19 protein-coding genes are annotated in these 16,710 nt (G+C 71.9%); 8 read left to right on the top strand and 11 right to left on the bottom strand.

The window, feature by feature from the left end; all coding sequences use genetic code 11:
- Position 1: 1 nt before the first annotated feature.
- Positions 2-187 carry a hypothetical protein gene (locus OG206_RS28930; protein WP_327121228.1) on the bottom strand — a complete coding sequence of 62 codons (186 nt, stop codon included), beginning with the start codon at positions 185-187 and terminating at the stop codon, positions 2-4.
- Between the two features lie 199 nt (positions 188-386).
- Here OG206_RS28930 and OG206_RS28935 point away from each other — a divergent pair, with 199 nt between their 5' ends.
- Positions 387-1,427, top strand: coding sequence for an NUDIX hydrolase (locus OG206_RS28935; protein ID WP_327121230.1), 1,041 nt, complete (start codon positions 387-389; stop codon positions 1,425-1,427).
- A gap of 181 nt (positions 1,428-1,608) precedes the next feature.
- On the opposite strand, the gene OG206_RS28940 is transcribed toward OG206_RS28935, so the two are convergent.
- Complete coding sequence (locus OG206_RS28940) at positions 1,609-2,973, bottom strand: dipeptidase (protein WP_327121232.1); 1,365 nt, start codon at positions 2,971-2,973, stop codon at positions 1,609-1,611.
- Positions 2,974-3,167: 194 nt separating this feature from the next.
- Here OG206_RS28940 and OG206_RS28945 point away from each other — a divergent pair, with 194 nt between their 5' ends.
- Complete coding sequence (locus OG206_RS28945) at positions 3,168-4,433, top strand: geranylgeranyl reductase family protein (RefSeq protein ID WP_327121234.1); 1,266 nt, start codon at positions 3,168-3,170, stop codon at positions 4,431-4,433.
- Here OG206_RS28945 and OG206_RS28950 read toward each other — a convergent pair.
- Positions 4,417-4,872, bottom strand: a complete 456-nt coding sequence (locus OG206_RS28950; protein ID WP_327121236.1) for a nitroreductase/quinone reductase family protein — start codon at positions 4,870-4,872, stop codon at positions 4,417-4,419. The two genes, OG206_RS28945 and OG206_RS28950, sit on opposite strands and share 17 nt — an antisense overlap.
- 163 nt (positions 4,873-5,035) lie before the next feature.
- Here OG206_RS28950 and OG206_RS28955 point away from each other — a divergent pair, with 163 nt between their 5' ends.
- The 3 genes from OG206_RS28955 (at position 5,036) to OG206_RS28965 (ending at position 7,998) form a co-directional block, all read left to right on the top strand.
- Positions 5,036-5,764, top strand: a complete 729-nt coding sequence (locus tag OG206_RS28955; RefSeq protein WP_327121238.1) for a TetR/AcrR family transcriptional regulator — start codon at positions 5,036-5,038, stop codon at positions 5,762-5,764.
- Positions 5,765-6,055: 291 nt separating this feature from the next.
- The gene (locus tag OG206_RS28960) at positions 6,056-7,336 is read left to right on the top strand and encodes a sensor histidine kinase (RefSeq protein ID WP_442805910.1); all 1,281 of its coding nucleotides are present in this window, start codon (positions 6,056-6,058) and stop codon (positions 7,334-7,336) included.
- A complete protein-coding gene (locus tag OG206_RS28965) occupies positions 7,333-7,998 on the top strand; it encodes a response regulator transcription factor (RefSeq protein WP_327121240.1) in 666 nt (221 codons plus the stop codon). The genes OG206_RS28960 and OG206_RS28965 overlap by 4 nt, the downstream gene beginning before the upstream one ends.
- Here the strand turns inward: OG206_RS28965 and OG206_RS28970 are convergent.
- The 4 genes from OG206_RS28970 to OG206_RS28985 form a co-directional block, all read right to left on the bottom strand.
- Positions 7,959-8,255: a DUF6332 family protein gene (locus OG206_RS28970; protein ID WP_327121242.1), complete on the bottom strand. Its 297-nt coding sequence runs from the start codon at positions 8,253-8,255 to the stop codon at positions 7,959-7,961. The genes OG206_RS28965 and OG206_RS28970 overlap by 40 nt on opposite strands.
- A 150-nt stretch (positions 8,256-8,405) precedes the next feature.
- Positions 8,406-9,149: a maleylpyruvate isomerase family mycothiol-dependent enzyme gene (locus OG206_RS28975; RefSeq protein WP_327121244.1), complete on the bottom strand. Its 744-nt coding sequence runs from the start codon at positions 9,147-9,149 to the stop codon at positions 8,406-8,408.
- A 21-nt stretch (positions 9,150-9,170) separates the two neighbouring features.
- Entirely contained in the window at positions 9,171-9,539 is a 369-nt protein-coding gene (locus tag OG206_RS28980; protein WP_327121246.1) for an SCO4225 family membrane protein, read from the bottom strand.
- Positions 9,540-9,607: 68 nt separating this feature from the next.
- A complete protein-coding gene (locus OG206_RS28985) occupies positions 9,608-10,846 on the bottom strand; it encodes an MFS transporter (protein ID WP_327121248.1) in 1,239 nt (412 codons plus the stop codon).
- 121 nt (positions 10,847-10,967) lie between these two features.
- Between OG206_RS28985 and OG206_RS28990 the strand changes: the two genes are divergently transcribed.
- A complete protein-coding gene (locus OG206_RS28990; protein ID WP_327121250.1) occupies positions 10,968-12,182 on the top strand; it encodes an ROK family protein in 1,215 nt (404 codons plus the stop codon).
- 226 nt (positions 12,183-12,408) lie between these two features.
- On the opposite strand, the gene OG206_RS28995 is transcribed toward OG206_RS28990, so the two are convergent.
- Both OG206_RS28995 and OG206_RS29000 read right to left on the bottom strand, forming a co-directional pair.
- Positions 12,409-12,993 (bottom strand): DUF4865 family protein, encoded by a 585-nt coding sequence (locus OG206_RS28995; protein WP_327121252.1) that lies wholly within the window; start codon positions 12,991-12,993, stop codon positions 12,409-12,411.
- Positions 12,994-13,003: 10 nt separating this feature from the next.
- Positions 13,004-13,576 carry a TetR/AcrR family transcriptional regulator gene (locus OG206_RS29000; protein ID WP_327121254.1) on the bottom strand — a complete coding sequence of 191 codons (573 nt, stop codon included), beginning with the start codon at positions 13,574-13,576 and terminating at the stop codon, positions 13,004-13,006.
- A 197-nt stretch (positions 13,577-13,773) separates the two neighbouring features.
- On the opposite strand from OG206_RS29000, the gene OG206_RS29005 reads away from it, so the two are divergent.
- Positions 13,774-14,064 carry an SHOCT domain-containing protein gene (locus OG206_RS29005; RefSeq protein ID WP_327122432.1) on the top strand — a complete coding sequence of 97 codons (291 nt, stop codon included), beginning with the start codon at positions 13,774-13,776 and terminating at the stop codon, positions 14,062-14,064.
- Positions 14,065-14,184: 120 nt separating this feature from the next.
- Here OG206_RS29005 and OG206_RS29010 read toward each other — a convergent pair whose 3' ends face one another.
- Positions 14,185-14,709 (bottom strand): ATP-binding protein, encoded by a 525-nt coding sequence (locus OG206_RS29010; protein WP_327121256.1) that lies wholly within the window; start codon positions 14,707-14,709, stop codon positions 14,185-14,187.
- A gap of 300 nt (positions 14,710-15,009) precedes the next feature.
- Positions 15,010-15,357, bottom strand: a complete 348-nt coding sequence (locus tag OG206_RS29015; protein WP_327121258.1) for a hypothetical protein — start codon at positions 15,355-15,357, stop codon at positions 15,010-15,012.
- Between the two features lie 217 nt (positions 15,358-15,574).
- On the opposite strand from OG206_RS29015, the gene OG206_RS29020 reads away from it, so the two are divergent.
- Positions 15,575-16,708: a PLP-dependent cysteine synthase family protein gene (locus tag OG206_RS29020; protein ID WP_327121260.1), complete on the top strand. Its 1,134-nt coding sequence runs from the start codon at positions 15,575-15,577 to the stop codon at positions 16,706-16,708.
- Positions 16,709-16,710 lie beyond the last annotated feature (2 nt).

Raw genomic sequence — 16,710 nt, forward strand, 5'->3', positions numbered from 1 at the left:
ATCAGCGTGGCCTGCGGCCCCGGTCCGCCGTCTGCTGGGGCACGACCACGAGGAACGCGTCCTGCTCCAGGTCCATCACGACCTCCGCGGCCACTCCCTCGCCGCGGCGGGCCGCGGCGAACTCCTCCGCCGGCCGGCTGCCCCGCGGCCCTCCCGCGGGAAACTGCTCAAGTACCGTGCGGCGCACCGCGCACCCCCGTCGTCGTTCCTGTGGCTACCCGCTCCAACGACGCCCGCCGCCCCCCGTTACGGGCCGTCCCGCCCGTACGTGCTCGTACAGTGGGACGCTCCCGGCTGCCGCCCCGGTGCAACCGCACCGCCCCGACGGGGTTTCCGCAACGGGGTGTTGCGGGCAAGCCACAGGGGGCTACGGAAGAGGGGGACCCGTGATCGTCTGGATCAACGGTGCGTACAGCGCGGGCAAGACCAGCGCCGCTTGCGAACTGATCGATCTGATCCCGAACAGCACCCTGTACGACCCCGAGCTGATCGGCGGCGGACTGCGGCGGATGCTGCCCCAGAAGAAACTCGCGGAAGTGACCGACTTCCAGGACCTGCCGATCTGGCGTCGGCTGGTGGTCGACACGGCCGCCGCACTGCTCGCCGAGCTGTCCGGGGTGCTGGTGGTTCCGATGACCCTGCTGAGGCAGGACTACCGGGACGAGATATTCGGCGGACTCGCCTCCCGGCGCATACCCGTTCGGCATGTGCTGCTGGCAGCAGAGGAAACGATCCTGCGGCAACGGATCGCCGAGCGGGAGGAGTTCGCCGACGACCCCGGGCACAGCGAGCGGATCAGGGAGCGGGCGTACGACCACGTCGAGCCCTACCGGGCAGCGCTGAGTTGGATCGAAGCCGACGCGCACACCATCGACACCAGCTCCCTGACCCCGCACGCGACGGCCGAACGCATCGCCGAGGCCCTGAGCAGCGGTGCGGCCAGAGAGTGCGGCATCGTGCAGACTCCCGCGCCGCGGGCGGAGACCGTCGCGTCGGGGGTCCTGCTCTTCGACGAACAGGACCGTGTCCTGCTCGTCGACCCCACCTACAAGCCCGGCTGGGAATTCCCCGGCGGTGTGGTGGAGGCCGGTGAGGCCCCCGCGCAGGCCGGGGTGCGCGAGGTCGCCGAGGAACTCGGACTGAGCCTGGGAAGGCTGCCTGAGCTCCTGGTCGTCGACTGGGAGGCGCCCAGACCGCCGGCGTACGGAGGACTGCGCTTCCTCTTCGACGGAGGCCGGCTGAGCGCGGAGGAGGCCGCACAACTGCTCCTGCCGGGTTCGGAGCTGCGCGACTGGCGGTTCGTCACGGAGGAGGAGGCGGCAGGTCTGCTGCCTCCCACCCGCTTCGAGCGGCTGCGCTGGGCACTGCGCGCCCGGGAACGGTCCGCCGTGCTGAACCTGGAGGCGGGCGTGCCGGTGGGCGGATAGGCCCGCCGGGCTGCCGGTGCCCGGCCGGCGAACCACCGGGGCCGGAGCCGCCCGGCTCCGGGATTGCCGCCCTGTCCACGCACCTGTGCGGGGCAGCGCGCGGGACACATGACGCACGCCGGTCCCGCGGGTACGCGGACGCGCCGCCGGACCCGGGGTCCGGCGGCGCGCCGGTACGTCGTCAGACCGCCTTGGAGTCGGCGTACTTCCGCAGGAACAGCGCCTCGGCGACGGAGAGCCGTTCGAGCTCCTCGGGGGACACGCTCTCGTTCACCGCGTGGATCTGGGCCTCGGGCTCGCTCAGACCGATCAGGAGGATCTCCGCCCGCGGGTACAGCGCGGCCAGGGTGTTGCACAGCGGGATGGACCCGCCCATGCCGGAGACCTGCATCTCCTCACCCGGGTAGGCGAGCCGCATGGCTTCGGCCATCGACGTGTACGCGGGGCTGCCGGTGTCCGCGCGGAACGGCTGCCCGTGGCCCACCTGTTCGACGGCGACCCGGGCACCCCAGGGAGCGTGCGACTCGAGGTGGGCGGTCAGCAGCTTGGTGGCCTCGACGGCGTCCTGGCCGGGCGGAACCCGCAGGCTGATCTGGGCCCGGGCGGTCGCCTGGAGGGAAGGGGTGGCTCCGACGACCGGCGGGCAGTCGATGCCGACGACGGTGACCGCGGGCCTCGCCCAGATCCGGTCGGCGACCGTGCCCGTGCCGATCAGTTCCACGCCGTCGATGATCTTTGCGTCCTTGCGGAACTCGTCCTCCGGGTACTGCAGTCCGTCCCACCGGGCGTCGGCCGTGAGACCGTCCACCGTCGTCGTGCCGTCCTCGGCCCGCAGGGACGCCAGCAACTGGATCATCGCGGCCAGGGCGTCCGGGGCCGCGCCACCGAACTGACCGGAGTGCAGATTGCCCGCGAGGGTGTCCAACTGCACCCGGAGCATGGTCATACCGCGCAGGGTGGCGGTGACCGTGGGCAGGCCGACCCGGAAGTTGCCGGTGTCGCCGATGACGATCGTGTCGGCGGCCAGGAGCTCCGGGTGGGCCTCGGCGTACCGTTCGAGCCCGCCCGTGCCCTGCTCCTCCGAGCCTTCGGCGATCACCTTGACGGAGACCGGGACGCCGCCGTTCGCCTGCAGGGCGCGCAGCGCGAGCAGGTGCATGATGAGTCCGCCCTTGCAGTCCGCGGCGCCGCGGCCGAACCAGCGGCCGTCGCGCTCGGTCAGCTCGAACGGCGGGGAGAGCCACGCCGCCTCGTCGAGCGGCGGCTGCACGTCGTAGTGGGCGTAGAGCAGCACCGTGGGCGCCCCGGCCGGCCCGGGCAGATAGCCGTACACCGACTGGGTTCCGTCGGGGGTGTCGAGCAGCGCGACGTCCTGGAAGCCGTCTCCCCGGAGGGTGTCGGCGACCCAGCCGGCCGCTGCCTCGCACTCGCTCCTGGGGAACTGTGCCGGGTCCGCCACCGACCGGAAGGCCACCAGCTCGGTCAGCTCCGCCTTGGCACGGGGCATCAGCGAGGCAACGGTCTCGGAAATCGGACGGGCGGTCATGGGCACGCTCCTGGTGGGTGCGACGTTAGGACTGTGGCGCGGTGTCGCCACGACGGTGTGCGACGCCGTGGGTGCGACGTTGCGTGTACGACGAATTCATGGCTGATCCTCCCACAGAGGAGCTCGGCCGCGACGCGCCGTAGGATGCCGTGAGCAGTTGGGGTCACTGGTCGGATCGGGAGCAGAAGCACATCGTGAGCAGCGAGAACGCAGACGCCGGACGTGAGCCGGAAGAGTCGTCGTCGGTACCGCAGGAGTCTTCGGTATGGGACGTCGTCGTGGTCGGCGCGGGCCCGGCCGGAGCTTCCGCGGCGTACGCGGCAGCCGTCGCAGGGCGACGGGTGCTGTTGCTGGAGAAGGCGGAGATCCCCAGGTACAAGACGTGCGGCGGCGGGATCATCGGGTTTTCGCGGGATTCCCTGCCTCCGGGGTTCGAACTCCCCCTGAAGGACCGGATCCACGCGGTCACCTTCTCGCTCAACGGGAAGCTGTCCCGTACCCGCAGGTCCCGGCGCATGCTCTTCGGGCTCATCAACCGGCCGGAGTTCGACGCCGGTCTGGTGGAGGAGGCCCAGAAGGCGGGCGCCGAACTGCGCACCGGTGCGACGGTGACGCGGGTGGAGCAGCACGGGCCCGCCGTGCCCGACCGGCGCACCGTCGCGGTGGTGCTCGCCGGCGGTGAGACGGTGCTCGCCCGTGCCGTCGTCGGCGCCGACGGCAGTGCGGGCCGCATAGGAGCCCACGTCGGAGTGAAGCTCGACCAGGTCGACCTCGGCCTCGAGGCGGAGATCCCGGTGCCCGAGACGGTCGCCGAGGACTGGGCCGGCCGGGTGCTCATCGACTGGGGCCCGATGCCCGGGAGTTACGGCTGGGTCTTCCCCAAGGGCGACACGCTGACCGTCGGCGTGATCTCGGCGCGCGGCGACGGCGCGGGGACGAAGCGCTATCTGGAGGACTTCGTCGGCCGGCTGGGCCTGGCCGGTTTCGAGCCGACGGTCTCCTCCGGCCATCTGACCCGGTGCCGGAGCGACGACTCTCCGCTGTCACGCGGGCGGGTGGTGGTCTGCGGTGACGCCGCCGGGCTGCTGGAACCCTGGACCAGGGAGGGCATCTCCTTCGCACTGCGGTCCGGGCGGCTCGCCGGTGAGTGGGCGGTACGGATCGCGGAGGCGCACGACGCGGTCGACGCCCGGCGGCAGGCGCTCAACTACGCGTTCGCGATCAAGGCCGGCCTCGGTGTGGAGATGAGCGTCGGACGCCGTATGCTCCGGCTGTTCGAGCGACGTCCGGGTCTCCTGCACGCTGCGCTCACGGGCTTCCGCCCCGCCTGGAACGCCTTCGCCGGGATCACCCGCGGGACGACCTCGCTGGCGGAGCTGGTCCGTTCGCATCCGCTGGCACAGCGCGCTCTGCACGCCATGGACCGACGGGGAGCGGACGGGGTCAGCTCTCGACCTTGATCCGGAAGACCGGGTGGTCCGGGCAGGCGGCCAGGAGTTCGGCGTCCGTAGACGTCGCGGTGATGCCCTGGAAGTACTGGTTGACCTCCCAGCCCCAGCGCTTGAGGTAGGCGCGGACGATCCGTGCCTTCTGCTCGTCGTCCGCGATCTCCACAGCGGTGAACACGCGGACCTTCCGGCCCACCTTCAGCTCGCCGCCGCCGGCCACGCGCATGTTGCGCACCCACTGCGAGTGTCCGCGGGCGGAGACCAGGTACTGGACGCCCTCGTGGAGGTGGGGGTTGACGGGAATGCGCTGCATCCGACCGCTCTTGCGCCCCGGGACGGACATCTCGGCGGATCCGAGGAGGCTGACGCCGTGGCGTGCGAGCCAGCCGATGACGTTGTTCATCCGCTGGGCGAAGGCGTCGGCCTCGAGGTAGTACGGCTGCTGCGACATGGGTGGGCTCCTACCGTGGAGAGAAGCGATCGAGAGAGCAGTGCTCTTCATTTGCGAGAGCGGTGCTCTCGCTTGAGATCAGTGTGTACGAGTGCGATGCTCTAAAGCAAGAGCACTGCTCTCTTTGTTGTTCGGTGCTCTGTTTTCGTGGCAGGCTGACTGCATGAGCACCATCCGAGGAGCCAGAGAGCGTGCCCGTATCGAAGTCACCGCGGCGATCAAGGACGAGGCGCGGAGACAACTCGCCGCGGAGGGCGCCGCGAAGCTCTCCCTGCGCGCTGTCGCCCGCGAGCTCGGCATGGTCTCCTCCGCCCTCTACCGCTACTTCCCCAGCCGCGACGACCTGCTGACCGCACTGATCGTCGACGCCTACGACGCGGTGGGTGAAACGGCGGAGGCCGCGTGGGCGGCGGCCCGTGACGCGTCAGCCGGTCACGCCGCCCGATGGGCGGCGGTCGCCTGCGCCGTGCGGGACTGGGCTCTCGCGCATCCGCACGAGTACGCGCTGATCTACGGCTCTCCCGTACCCGGATACATCGCCCCCCAGGACACGGTCGGTCCCGCGTCCCGTGTCGGCCTCGTCCTGGTCGGGGTCGTGCGCGAGGCCCACGGCGCCGATGGACTCGCGGCGCCTGCGCTCGCGGCCGATCTGCGCCCCGAGGCCGAGCGCATGGCGGCCGACCTGGCCGCCGACCTCCCTCCCGCCGTGGTGACGGCTCTCATCGCGGCCTGGGCCCAGCTCTTCGGGCTGATCTCTTTCGAGCTGTTCGGCCAGTTCCAACGGGTCGTGGAGGACCGTGAGCCGTTCTTCCGGCGGTCCGCCGAGGAGCTCGGACACTCCGTCGGACTCCTGCGCGGACGGGGCGCGGGAACCGGCGGCGGGGGAGCCTGACGCGGCGGAGGCGCCCGAGCCGAGGGCGCCGCCGGGCGGCCTTCTTCGGCCCGGTGGCGCGGGCGCGGCCGGCCGGAACGCGTTCGGACCGGCCGTACGAGACGGATGGGCCGCACCGACAGCAGTGCTGGGCGGTCACACGTGCCCGGGAGGGCGCACGGGCCGGCCGGGAGCCGCACAGGCGGGGCGTACCGCACGCGAGTGCTCCCGGCCGCTACTCCGCCGGGAGTACACGCGTCCACCACGTCCGGCCGACGCGCGCCGGTCGTCCGCGCGTCTAGCGTTGCGGGTATGCGCGATCAGCGAGCCCACCAGGGCGCCGTCCCTCACCGGGAGCCGTCCCCCATGGCCGGCCGACGTCCGCCGTGGCTCGGGAGCAACGCCGGCCGGGGGCCGGGAGGCCGCCTGCCCTGGCTCTCGACCGTCGTGCTCGCCGTGATCGTGCTGCTGGGCACCAACGTCGCCGCCCACGGGCAGGGCCGGGAGCCGCTCGGTGCCGTCGGCCGGCTGCTGCTGGTCGCCGCGGTGGCCGTGCTGCTCGTACGCCACCGCCACCCCGTGGTCGCCGTCGGCGGAACGTGCGCCGCGACACTCGTCTACCTCTGTCTGGGCTACCCGTACGGCCCGGTGTTCGTCGCCGTCGCCGTCGGTTGCTTCAGCGCCATCGTGTCGGGGCACCGCAGGGCGGCCTGGTGGTCGCTCGGCCTGTTGTGGGCGGGCCATCTGCTCGCCGCCCACTGGCTCTACCGGTGGCTGCCGCCGGACGGCGACGGCCCGGCACCGTGGGGCCAGGAAGCCTTCGTCTCCGCGTGGATCGTGGCGATCGTCGCGGCGGCGGAACTGCTGAGGGTGCGCCGTGAGCAGTGGGCGGCCGCCCGGTCGGAGCGCGAGGCCGCGGAGAGGAGACGCGCCGACGGGGAACGGCTGCGCATGGCCCGCGAACTCCATGACGTCCTCGCCCACAGCATCTCCGTCATCAACGTCCAGGCCGGAGTCGGCCTGGCCCTGCTCGACTCCGACCCCGAACAGGCCCGCACCGCGCTCACCACGATCAAATCGGCGAGCAAGGAGGCGCTCGGCGAAGTGCGCCAGGTGCTGGAGAGCCTGCGTACGCCCGGCGACGCCCCGCGGGCCCCCGCCCCCGGGCTCGACCGCCTGCCCGAGCTGGTCGAACAGGCTGCCGCGGCCGGTCTCGCCGTGACCGTCGGGACGTCGGGCGTGCAGGAGGCGATCCCGCCCGGAGCCGACCTCGCGGCCTTCCGCATCGTGCAGGAGGCCCTGACCAACGTGGTGCGGCACTCCGGGTCGCGCACCGCGGACGTCAAGGTCGTGTACGGGGGCGCACGTCTCCTGCTTCTGGTGGACGACGAGGGGCCCGCCGCCGCGGGTGACGCCGGCGGCAGCGGCAACGGGCTGGTCGGGATGCGGGAGCGGGCGGCTGCCCTCGGGGGGACCGTCGACGCGGGACCGCGCGCGGGCGGTGGCTTCCGGGTCGCGGCGGAGATCCCGCTGTTCTCCGGCCGGGGAGTTTCCACCCCTCGGACCGATGCCACCACGGAGGGGACGACGTGATCCGTGTACTGCTGGCCGACGACCAGGTGCTGGTCCGGGCCGGGTTCCGGGCGCTGCTCGACGCCCAGCCGGACATCGAGGTGGCCGGTGAGGCCGCCGACGGGGCGGAGGCCGTGCGGCTGGTGCGTGAACTGCGGCCGGACGTCGTGCTCATGGACATCCGGATGCCGAAGGCGGACGGCCTGGCCGCCACCCGGACGATCACCGAGGACCGGGCCCTGCGCGGCGTGAGAGTGGTCATGCTGACCACTTTCGAACTGGACGAGTACGTGTTCGAGGCCATTCGCTCGGGGGCCTCCGGCTTCCTGGTCAAGGACGCCGAGCCGGAGGAGCTGCTGAGAGCCGTGCGTGCCGTGGTGGGAGGGGACGCGCTCCTGTCTCCCGGTGTGACCCGCCGCCTGATCGCCGAGTTCGCCGCCCGTTCCAAGCAGCCCGCGTCGGCCACGGTCCTGGACGGGCTGACCGATCGCGAACGGGAGGTCATGGCTCTGGTCGGAATCGGGCTCTCCAATGCGGAGATCGCCCGCCGGCTCGTGGTGAGCCCGCTCACCGCCAAGACGCACGTCAGTCGGGCCATGGTCAAGCTGGGCGTGCGGGACCGCGCCCAACTGGTCGTGCTCGCCTACGAGTCCGGGCTCGTGCGCCCTGGCTGGCTCGACTGAACCGGCTGTTCGCCCCGGGGTCCGGGCCTCTGCTGGAACCGCAGGAGCACATGCACCACGCGTACGACGAAGGCCGGCGCGCCCAGCACCGCACCACTGAGAAACAGCAGGCGTTCGCCGGTGTCGGGCAGTTCGAGGAGCAGAGCGGGAAGTGACACCCCGATGAAGGTGGCGACCGCCACGAAGGCTCCGCTCACCAGCGCGTAGCCGGTCTCGATGGTCGCGGCGTCCCGCTGTGCCTGGGTGCGATGTTGCATACCCGGAGTGTCACAGGAGCGGCGGCCGACGACAAGGAGTTCTGCCGTCCCGCGTCCGCTTTGCCCCCGCGCGTACGTGGTCACTCCCGGCCCGGGAGTGTGGCCGCCGTCCCGCCGGACGCGCTCCACAGGGGCGGCGTTCGGCCGCCGTCAGATCACCGCGGAGTTCTCCGCCCAGAGCGTGGCGACGCCCGCGTCACCCGAGACCTCGACCGACGACAGGGGCGCGCGATTCCACAGGGCCAGGTACAAGGCCTCGGCGGTCCCGCTCAGGGTGCAGTCGACCGGCCCCGCGGCGTCGCCGCCACGCACCGTGCGGGGCGGGCCGTCGGAGAGCCGCACGGTCCACGCCGTCTCCGTGTCCACGGCATGCACGAGCAGTGTGCACGGGGCGCCGGACCGGACCCGGCTCGTGGCGCGCGCGTGGAAACCTGCCAGCAGTTCGTCGATCCCGTCGACGGCGAGCGACGGAGGTACGGGCGTCAGCGCGCCGCCGCGCGCCGATTCGGCGTCCACCCGGTGGATGCAGGTCTCGTGTGCCTGCCGCCTTGCCCAGAACGCGAGAGGGGACGGCGCGGGGAGAAAGGTCCAGCACCGCAGGCCGGCGGGCGCCGAGTACAGCGCGTCGACGAGCCGGCCGTGGCCCTCGGTGAACCAGTCGAGCAGGGCGGCGCCGTCCAGGTCGGGCTCGCCGTCGTCGGGCCGGTAGGCCCGGTGCCCCTCGACGACGAACGCGGTGGCCCAGCGGTGCACCGTGCCGGTGTGCCTGAGGAGGTCGCGCACCTGCCACTTCGGGCAGGTCGGGACAGGTGCGTCCGGCCCCGCCTGCCTGGCGGCCGAGGCGAGTGAACGGCCGTCCGCCGAAAGGGACGCCAGATGATCCGATATCTCCACGGCGGTGATTGTGCCAGAGCGTCAGACGCCCTGCGGGTGTGCCGGGTGCCCCCGGCCGGCCCGGCGCACCAGTCGCGAGAACCATCCCAGCGCACAGGCCTGGACGAGCACGGACACGACCAGGGCGAGGTAGACGAACCAGGCGGGGCCTGCCGTGTCGGCCCCCGCCATCGAGCTGCCGAGGAAGAAGGCGAAGACGGTCGGCGCGGCGAGGAGGAACAGCCAGACGCCGGCGAACGAGGCGTCGTCATGCGTCACGAACAGTGTGTCGACGGCGACGAACACCGTGACCGCGAGGACGAGGCCGAGGTAGATCCGCGAGGCCGTGTTGCCGAAGGTCAGTCGCGCCAGTGTGCCGAGCCGCTGTATGTCGATCATTCGGTGACTCATGTTCCGCTCCCCGTCGGTAGGTGGTTCCTCCATCGTCCGCCGGGGCAGGGGCAGGTGCCTGAGTACGCCTACTCAATCCGTTCAGGTGTTCCCGCGTTGCGGGCGGCGAGGCCCAGTACCGCCGCGGTGGCGGCGAGGAGCGTCACCGTCGTGAGGGCGGCCGGCAGGGAGAGCCAGTCGGCGAGGAATCCGATCACCGGCGGTCCCAGAAGCATTCCGCCGTAGCCCAGGGTCGAGGCGGCGGCCACTCCGCCCGGGCCGGCGAGCGCACCGGCCCGTCCGACCGCCACGGGGAAGATGTTCGCCAGCCCCAGGCCCGCCACGGCGAAGCCGAGGAGGGTGAGCCACGCGGTCGGGGCCAGTGCGCCGAACAGCATCCCGACGGCAGCGGTCGTCCCTCCCGCCACGAGCGTGCGGGTCTGCCCGAACCGTTCGAGCAGCGTGGTGCCGGTGAGCCGCCCGATGGCCATCGTGAGCGCGAACAGCGAGTACCCGGCGGCGGCGAGGCCGGGATCGGCCAGCAGGTCCTGGCTGAGGTGCAGTGCGCCCCATTCCGCCAGTGCGCCCTCGCCGTACGCCGTGCAGAGGGCGATGACACCGAACAGGACCACGACCCGGCGGGTGTGCGGGCTCATCCTGTGCGGCTGTGCCGCGGCATCGTCACCCCGTTCCTGCGAGAGTGCCGCGGCCGTCGTCCGGCCGCCGAGGAGCACGGGGGCGGTGATCGCGGTGACGAGGATCCCGAAGCCGGTGAGGGCCAGGAGGTGGCTCCCGGGTGACAGGCGGGAGGCGACCAGGCCGCCGAGCCCCGCGCCCGCCATGCCCCCGAAGCTGAAGGCGGCGTGGAAGCTCGGCATGACCGGGCGGCGCATGGCGCCGACCAGATCGACCGCCGCGCTGTTCATCGCCACGTTCATGCCGCCGTACGCCGCACCGAAGACCAGCAGGACGAGACCGAGCGTGAGGGCCGAACCCGTCCGCGCGGGAAGGGCGATGCTCAGTGACAGCAGTACGCCGCAGATCACGGTGACGACGTGGCTGCCGTAGCGGCGGCAGAGGGCGCCCGTGAGCATCATGGTGATCACCGCGCCCGCGGAGACGCCGAGCAGGGCCAGCCCCAGAGTGGACGCTGTCGCTCCGGTCCGGTGCTTGATGGCGGGGATCCGGACCACCCATCCCGCGAACAGGAAGCCGTCGAGGGCGAAGAAAACGGTCAGCGCGGTACGGAGGCGAGTGAAGGAGGGTGGGGCGGTGCTTCCGTCAAATCCCCCCGGCAGGGCCGTCCGCAGTTTGTTTCGTTGCGGCACAAAGTGAGCATAGAGGCCTACCCATGGCGCGTGCAAGACGGTCGTCGCGGTGGCCGGCCGGTGAACGCCGCAGGATGCCGCAGCGTCGGCAGCGGCTCCGGATCATGGGAGACTCGCCCCCATGAACGGCAAGTCGACCACCACGCGGACGAAGTTGGAGAGGGGCCGCAGCGCGCTCGGGCCCGCCCTGGAGCTGGTCCACACCGGGCGCGCCCCCACGCGTGCCGTGCTGACCTCCGAACTCGGCGTCACCCGTGCCACCGCCGGCGCGGTGGCCGCCGAACTCGAAGCGCTCGGGCTCATCAAGGTCGACTCCAGCCCGGGTTCAGCGGCCGGCTCGCAGGGGCGCCCCTCCCACCGGCTCTCCGTGCTGGACAGCGGTCCGGTGGCCCTCGCCGCCCAGGTCCACTCCGACGGTTTCCGGGCCGCGCTCGTCGGGCTCGGGGGCAGAATCGTGGCCACCGCCCCCGGCTGCGTCGCCGTCATGGCCGACCCCGCCCAGGTGCTCGGCGAGGTTGTCGAGGCCGGCGCCCGGCTGCTGCGCGAGAGCGGACTGCGCTGCGTCGGCGCGGGGCTCGCCGTCCCCTCGGCGGTGGCCGAACCCGAGGGCACGGCGCTGAACCCCCTGCACCTCGCCTGGCCCGCGGGTGCGCCCGTCCGGGAGATCTTCGCCGCGTGTGTACGCGAGGCGGGCATCACCCAGCCCGCCTTCACCGGGAACGACGTCAACCTCGCGGCCCTCGCCGAGCACCGGCACGGCGCGGGACTCGGCGCGCAGCACCTGCTGTGCGTCGCCACCGGTCATCGCGGCGTGGGCGGCGCGCTCGTCCTGGACGGCCGCCTGCACACCGGGAGTTCGGGGCTCGCCCTGGAGGTCGGGCACCTCACGGTGAACCCCGAGGGGCGCCCCTGTCACTGCGGCGGACGCGGCTGCCTCGACGTCGAGACGGACCCGCTGGCCTTCCTCACGGCCGCCCGCCGGGAACCGGGCCCCGAGGAGTCCCTGCTCAAGCAGTCCGGCGACCTCCTGCGCGCCGAGTACGACGACCCGGACGTGCGGGCGGCCTCCGAGGAGCTGATCGACCGTCTCGGCCTCGGCCTCGCGGGCCTGGTCAACATCCTCAACCCGGACCGGATCATCCTGGGCGGGCTGCACCGCGACCTTCTGGAGGCCGACCCGGAGAGGCTGCGGGCGGTCGTCGCCGACCGCAGCCTCTGGGGCCGCAGCGGCAGTGTGCCGATTCTCGCGTGCACCCTCGACCACAACAGCCTGGTGGGTGCCGCCGAACTGGCCTGGCAGCCCGTGCTCGACGACCCGCTCGCGGCGCTGGCCTGACCGCCCGCCCTCCCGGCGGGAGACGGGTGGTGCGGAGCGGATCAGACCTCCGACAGGGCGAACGCCCGTGCCGGACGTGCTGCGAGCATCGCCTTGGGACCTCCTCGCCGAGCGTCGTCACCGGCTGTGGGCGCAGCCGCCGCAGCAGATGGGGCTTGCCCGCTGTCTCCGGCACCCTCGTGCCGCCCCCGACCGGCAACTGCCCCCCGAATCGAACGGGCCCGGCTCACCACTGCCTGCCGCGGACCGGCCGGTCGCGTTCCGGCGCCGACAGGTGCAGGATCTCGTAGCGGTCACCGGGCAGCGGTCCGGGTGGCTCGTGGTCCCAGAGGGAGAAGTGCAGCAGCTCCCAGTGGCGCGGGTCGACGGCGGTCACGGTGGCGACGGCCCCCGGATGTGCTGCCGTCCGTGCGCCCTCCTCGATCGCGGCCTGGACGGCCTGCGCGGGCGCGGCCGTGCCGGGGATCGTCTCGCGGCGTCGGACGGCGGTGCGGGGGAGTGCCGTCGGCACGGAGCCCTCCTGGTAGGAGAGCCCCGTCCAGTGCTGCACCTCGGGGCGGCCGAAGTCGTCGACGATCCCCTGGAATCCGGGGCCCCACAGGAACGCGTTCATGCCCTCCGGGGCCGACCACAGATACAGCGGGGCGTACTGGTTGACCGGTGAGTCCGGGCCTCGCTCGCGGATCAGGTAGGCCTTGAGGCCGAGTCCGGGAAAGTCGTCCAGGAGATGCCCTCTCGTCGCGACCCTCTCGCGGATGATGCCCATGTCGTAGCCGGCGGGCAGAGTGATCTCGTACTGCATGGCGTGCACGCTGTGCTCCTCAGGCCGGGGGCGGGTTGGGCGGGTCGAGCAGGGAGAGCAGCCCCCGGACCGCGGCGTCGAAGGCATCCGCCGAGCCCGAGGCCCGGGCCAGGACGTAGCCGCCCTGGACCGTGGCCACGACGGAGGCGGCGATGTCCCCCGGTGCGAGCCCCGCGCCGAACTCCCCGCTGTCCAGACCCTCCTGGACGATCTGTGCCAGTCGCTCCCGCAGCCAGGCGATCGTCTCGTCCACCGGGGCGCGGAGTTCGTCGCTCGCCACCACGTCGGGATCCATGGTCAGCCGCCCGACCGGGCAGCCGCGCAGCACCTCACGCTCACGCAGCAGATAGGCCGAGATCCGCTCGTAGGCCGACCCGGGGCCGTCGAGGAGGGCTCCGGCGGTCTCCCGCATCCGGGCCGACGTGCGCAGCACGGCCGCCAGTGCCAGGTCGGGCTTGCCCGCGAAGTGGTGGTACATGCTGCCCTGGCCGGCTCCCGCCCGCTGCTGGATCGCCTTGGGGCTCGTACCCACGTAACCCCGCTCCCACAGGAGCTCCTGGGTGGCCTCGATCAACCGGTCCGGAGTGCTCATGCCGGCACTGTACATACCAGTAGGTACAGAAGTGCGGACTTCGGCGGACCCGTCCGGGAGCAGGCAGATGCCGGCCGCCTGCTCCCGGAGGCGTACGCGCACTGCCGCCGACCGTACGACGCCCTGACGGCCGCCCGGAGACAGGCTCGTAGGTGACGGGAAAACCCGACGACGTCGTCACCGAGGAGCTGACCGAGATGAACACCCTTGCGTATACCGGAGGACCCGGGCCCTGGATCCTCCTCTTCCCCGTCATCTGGGCGGCCGTCGTCGTCGGCGCAGTCACGGTGCTGCGGCGGACCGTGTGGCGGGGTGGTGGCGGGTGGCGGACGCGCGCCGGACACCGTGCAACGCTCGGCGAGCGTGCACCGGTCGCCCTTCTGGGGCGGCGCTTCGCCGCGGGTGAGATCGACGAGGAGGAGTACTGGCGCAGGCTCTCCGTGCTCGACGAGCCCTACGGCCGCTACGGCAAGGACGGCGCGGCGTGACCGCCGGGGAGTGAGGGGGGGGCGACGTGGGAGCGCGCCGGTCCGGGGGCCGGCGCGCTCCTGTGCGCTCGTGGCGATGCGCTCCGTCGGGGTGCCCGTGGAGTGCGCCGCCCGGGCCCGTCAGCCGACGACGGTCGACCGGGCCCGCTTTCTTACCGCTGTGGGCTCAAGGAGGCCCGCCAGGTCCGTGGCGAAGGGGCCGTCGGTCGTCGACCCGTACACCGGGAGAGTGGGCAGAGCGCTGGTGAAGGATGGGGCGGGAAGGGTGAACCAGATGACCTTCCCCGCGTCATCGCTCGGTCGTATGCCCCAGCTCTCGCTGACCGCGGCGATCATCGCCAGTCCGCGCCCGGAGGTGGCGGACGAATCGGCGTCGCACACGGTCGGCAGCCGGGGGTCGTGGTCGTGGACGGAGACCGTCAGCCGGTCGAGCAGGAGCTCGATCTCGACGGTGCACGATTTGTCCGGCTGTGCATGCCGGTGGACGTTGGTCAGCAGTTCGGTGACACCTAGCGCGGCATGGTCGATCAGGGGATCGAGATGCCAGTAGCGCAGTTGTGCCGAAATGATTCTGCGGACCTGACCGATCCGCGACGGCAGGGCCTGGAGCTCCACCGCGCAGTGCCTGCTTGGCTCGCTGATCACGGCTGCGACTCCCCGAAATAGGTCCGGAAGAAGACGAAGAAGCGGATCCAGCAGATGGCTGACTGCTGTTTCTGGTCATGCGTGGTCCGCCCTGAGCGGCTTCCGGCGGTCCGGCTTTCGCTGTTACCGTCGGTGCACCATCAGTGACGTGTGACCAGCGTGACTCAGGGGGTTGGGCTCCGCAACTCGCGGTGCCCGCGGTGTGCCGCAGCGTTGGCGGCGGCCGGACGCCTCGCTGTGCCGGCACGACGCCGGGACCGTCCGCCGCGCGCGGTGTTCACGCCGGGGCGGCCCCGGAGGTCAGGACTGCCGCCCCGTGGCACTCCGCAGCGCCTCCAGGAATCTGCGGACCGGAAGGGCCCCGCCGGGCCTGCGGTTGCGCTGCCCCATCGTGAGCCGGTAGCGGACCCCGTTGAGCCGCGCGATCGCGGAGTCGGCCGACAGGAACCAGGGCTTCCCGGCGCTCACCGCCGAGAGCGGCGCGCTGTCGATCTCCCGGCCGTTGCTCGTGAGCAGCGCAAGCCGCCCGTCCTTGACGATCACTTGTCCCGCCCGGGTGAGCGACCGTGCCCACCGCTGGATCCTGACGTCGTTCGCGACGAACTCGGCTGTGTCGAACTCCGCAGCGCTGAATTCCGTTTCGGCCATGACGACTTCGCCCCCCTTGTACCGTCTTCTGCAAGTCTGCCCGGCCGCGGGCCTGCGCACCAGACCGCGACGAGGCCGGTTCCGCGGTCCGGACCGCAGGGCTGCGGGGTGCGGGGCCAAGGGAGGGCTATGGGCGGTCAAAGTAAACGTTTGTGCAGGTGGGGGGCATATCGTGGGAGCTCCGGAGCACCTCAGGTACGCGAAGGAGACCCCGCTGATGGACACCAGTGAGCCGAGAACGGACGGTGGCGTCGTGGCGACCGTGGACACCGACCGCAGTGACCCCGACTACCGGGCCTGGCTCAAGGAAGCCGTACGCAAGGTCCAGGCCGACGCCAACCGTTCGGCGGACACCCACCTCCTGCGCTTCCCGCTGCCGGAGCACTGGAACATCGACCTCTACCTCAAGGACGAGTCGACTCACCCCACCGGCAGCCTCAAGCACCGGCTGGCCAGGTCGCTGTTCCTCTACGGGCTCTGCAACGGCTGGATCCGCAGGGGCAAGCCGGTCATCGAGGCGTCCAGCGGCTCGACCGCCGTCTCGGAGGCGTACTTCGCCAAGCTGATCGGCGTGCCGTTCGTCGCGGTGATGCCGCGCACCACCAGCCCCGAGAAGTGCCGGCTGATCGAATTCCACGGCGGACAGTGCCACTTCGTCGACGACGCGCGCCGGCTCTACGAGGAATCGGCTGCCCTCGCCGCCGAGACCGGCGGGCACTACATGGACCAGTTCACCTACGCCGAGCGTGCCACCGACTGGCGGGGCAACAACAACATCGCCGAGTCCATCTACCAGCAGTTGCGGATGGAACGGTATCCGGAGCCCGCCTGGATCGTCGCCACCGCCGGGACCGGCGGCACGTCCGCGACCATCGGGCGCTACGTCCGTTACATGCAGTACGACACACGCATCTGCGTGCCAGATCCGGAGAACTCCTGCTTCTTCGACGGCTGGACCCGGCACGACCAACTGGCGACGAGCGACCGGGGTTCACGCATCGAGGGCATCGGCCGCCCCCGAATGGAACCGAGCTTCGTGCCCGGTGCCATCGACCGCATGATGAAGGTGCCCGACGCGGCGAGCGTCGCCGCCGTCCGGGTGCTGGAGCGCGCCATCGGGCGCAAGGCCGGGGGCTCGACGGGAACCGGGCTGTGGAGCGCGTTCAGGCTGGTGGCCGAGATGGTCGCGCGGGGCAGCACCGGCAGCGTCGTCACACTGTTCTGCGACCCGGGCGACCGCTACCTCGACAAGTACTACTCCGACTCCTGGCTCGGGGATCAGGACATGGACATCCGCCCGTACACGGAGACGATCGACCATTTCCTGGCCACCGGCAGCTGGCCCGCCTGACC

The organism is Streptomyces sp. NBC_01341 (assembly GCF_035946055.1).
GTDB lineage: Bacteria > Actinomycetota > Actinomycetes > Streptomycetales > Streptomycetaceae > Streptomyces.

Coding starts and splice junctions, on each gene's coding strand:
- OG206_RS28980 (WP_327121246.1), bottom strand. CDS start 9,539: ATGAGTCACCGAATGATCGACATACAGCGGCTCGGCACACTGGCGCGA.
- OG206_RS28970 (WP_327121242.1), bottom strand. CDS start 8,255: ATGCAACATCGCACCCAGGCACAGCGGGACGCCGCGACCATCGAGACC.
- OG206_RS28990 (WP_327121250.1), top strand. CDS start 10,968: ATGAACGGCAAGTCGACCACCACGCGGACGAAGTTGGAGAGGGGCCGC.
- OG206_RS28950 (WP_327121236.1), bottom strand. CDS start 4,872: ATGTCGCAGCAGCCGTACTACCTCGAGGCCGACGCCTTCGCCCAGCGG.
- OG206_RS28940 (WP_327121232.1), bottom strand. CDS start 2,973: ATGACCGCCCGTCCGATTTCCGAGACCGTTGCCTCGCTGATGCCCCGT.
- OG206_RS28960 (WP_442805910.1), top strand. CDS start 6,056: ATGCGCGATCAGCGAGCCCACCAGGGCGCCGTCCCTCACCGGGAGCCG.
- OG206_RS29000 (WP_327121254.1), bottom strand. CDS start 13,576: ATGAGCACTCCGGACCGGTTGATCGAGGCCACCCAGGAGCTCCTGTGG.
- OG206_RS29020 (WP_327121260.1), top strand. CDS start 15,575: ATGGACACCAGTGAGCCGAGAACGGACGGTGGCGTCGTGGCGACCGTG.
- OG206_RS29005 (WP_327122432.1), top strand. CDS start 13,774: ATGAACACCCTTGCGTATACCGGAGGACCCGGGCCCTGGATCCTCCTC.
- OG206_RS28955 (WP_327121238.1), top strand. CDS start 5,036: ATGAGCACCATCCGAGGAGCCAGAGAGCGTGCCCGTATCGAAGTCACC.
- OG206_RS29015 (WP_327121258.1), bottom strand. CDS start 15,357: ATGGCCGAAACGGAATTCAGCGCTGCGGAGTTCGACACAGCCGAGTTC.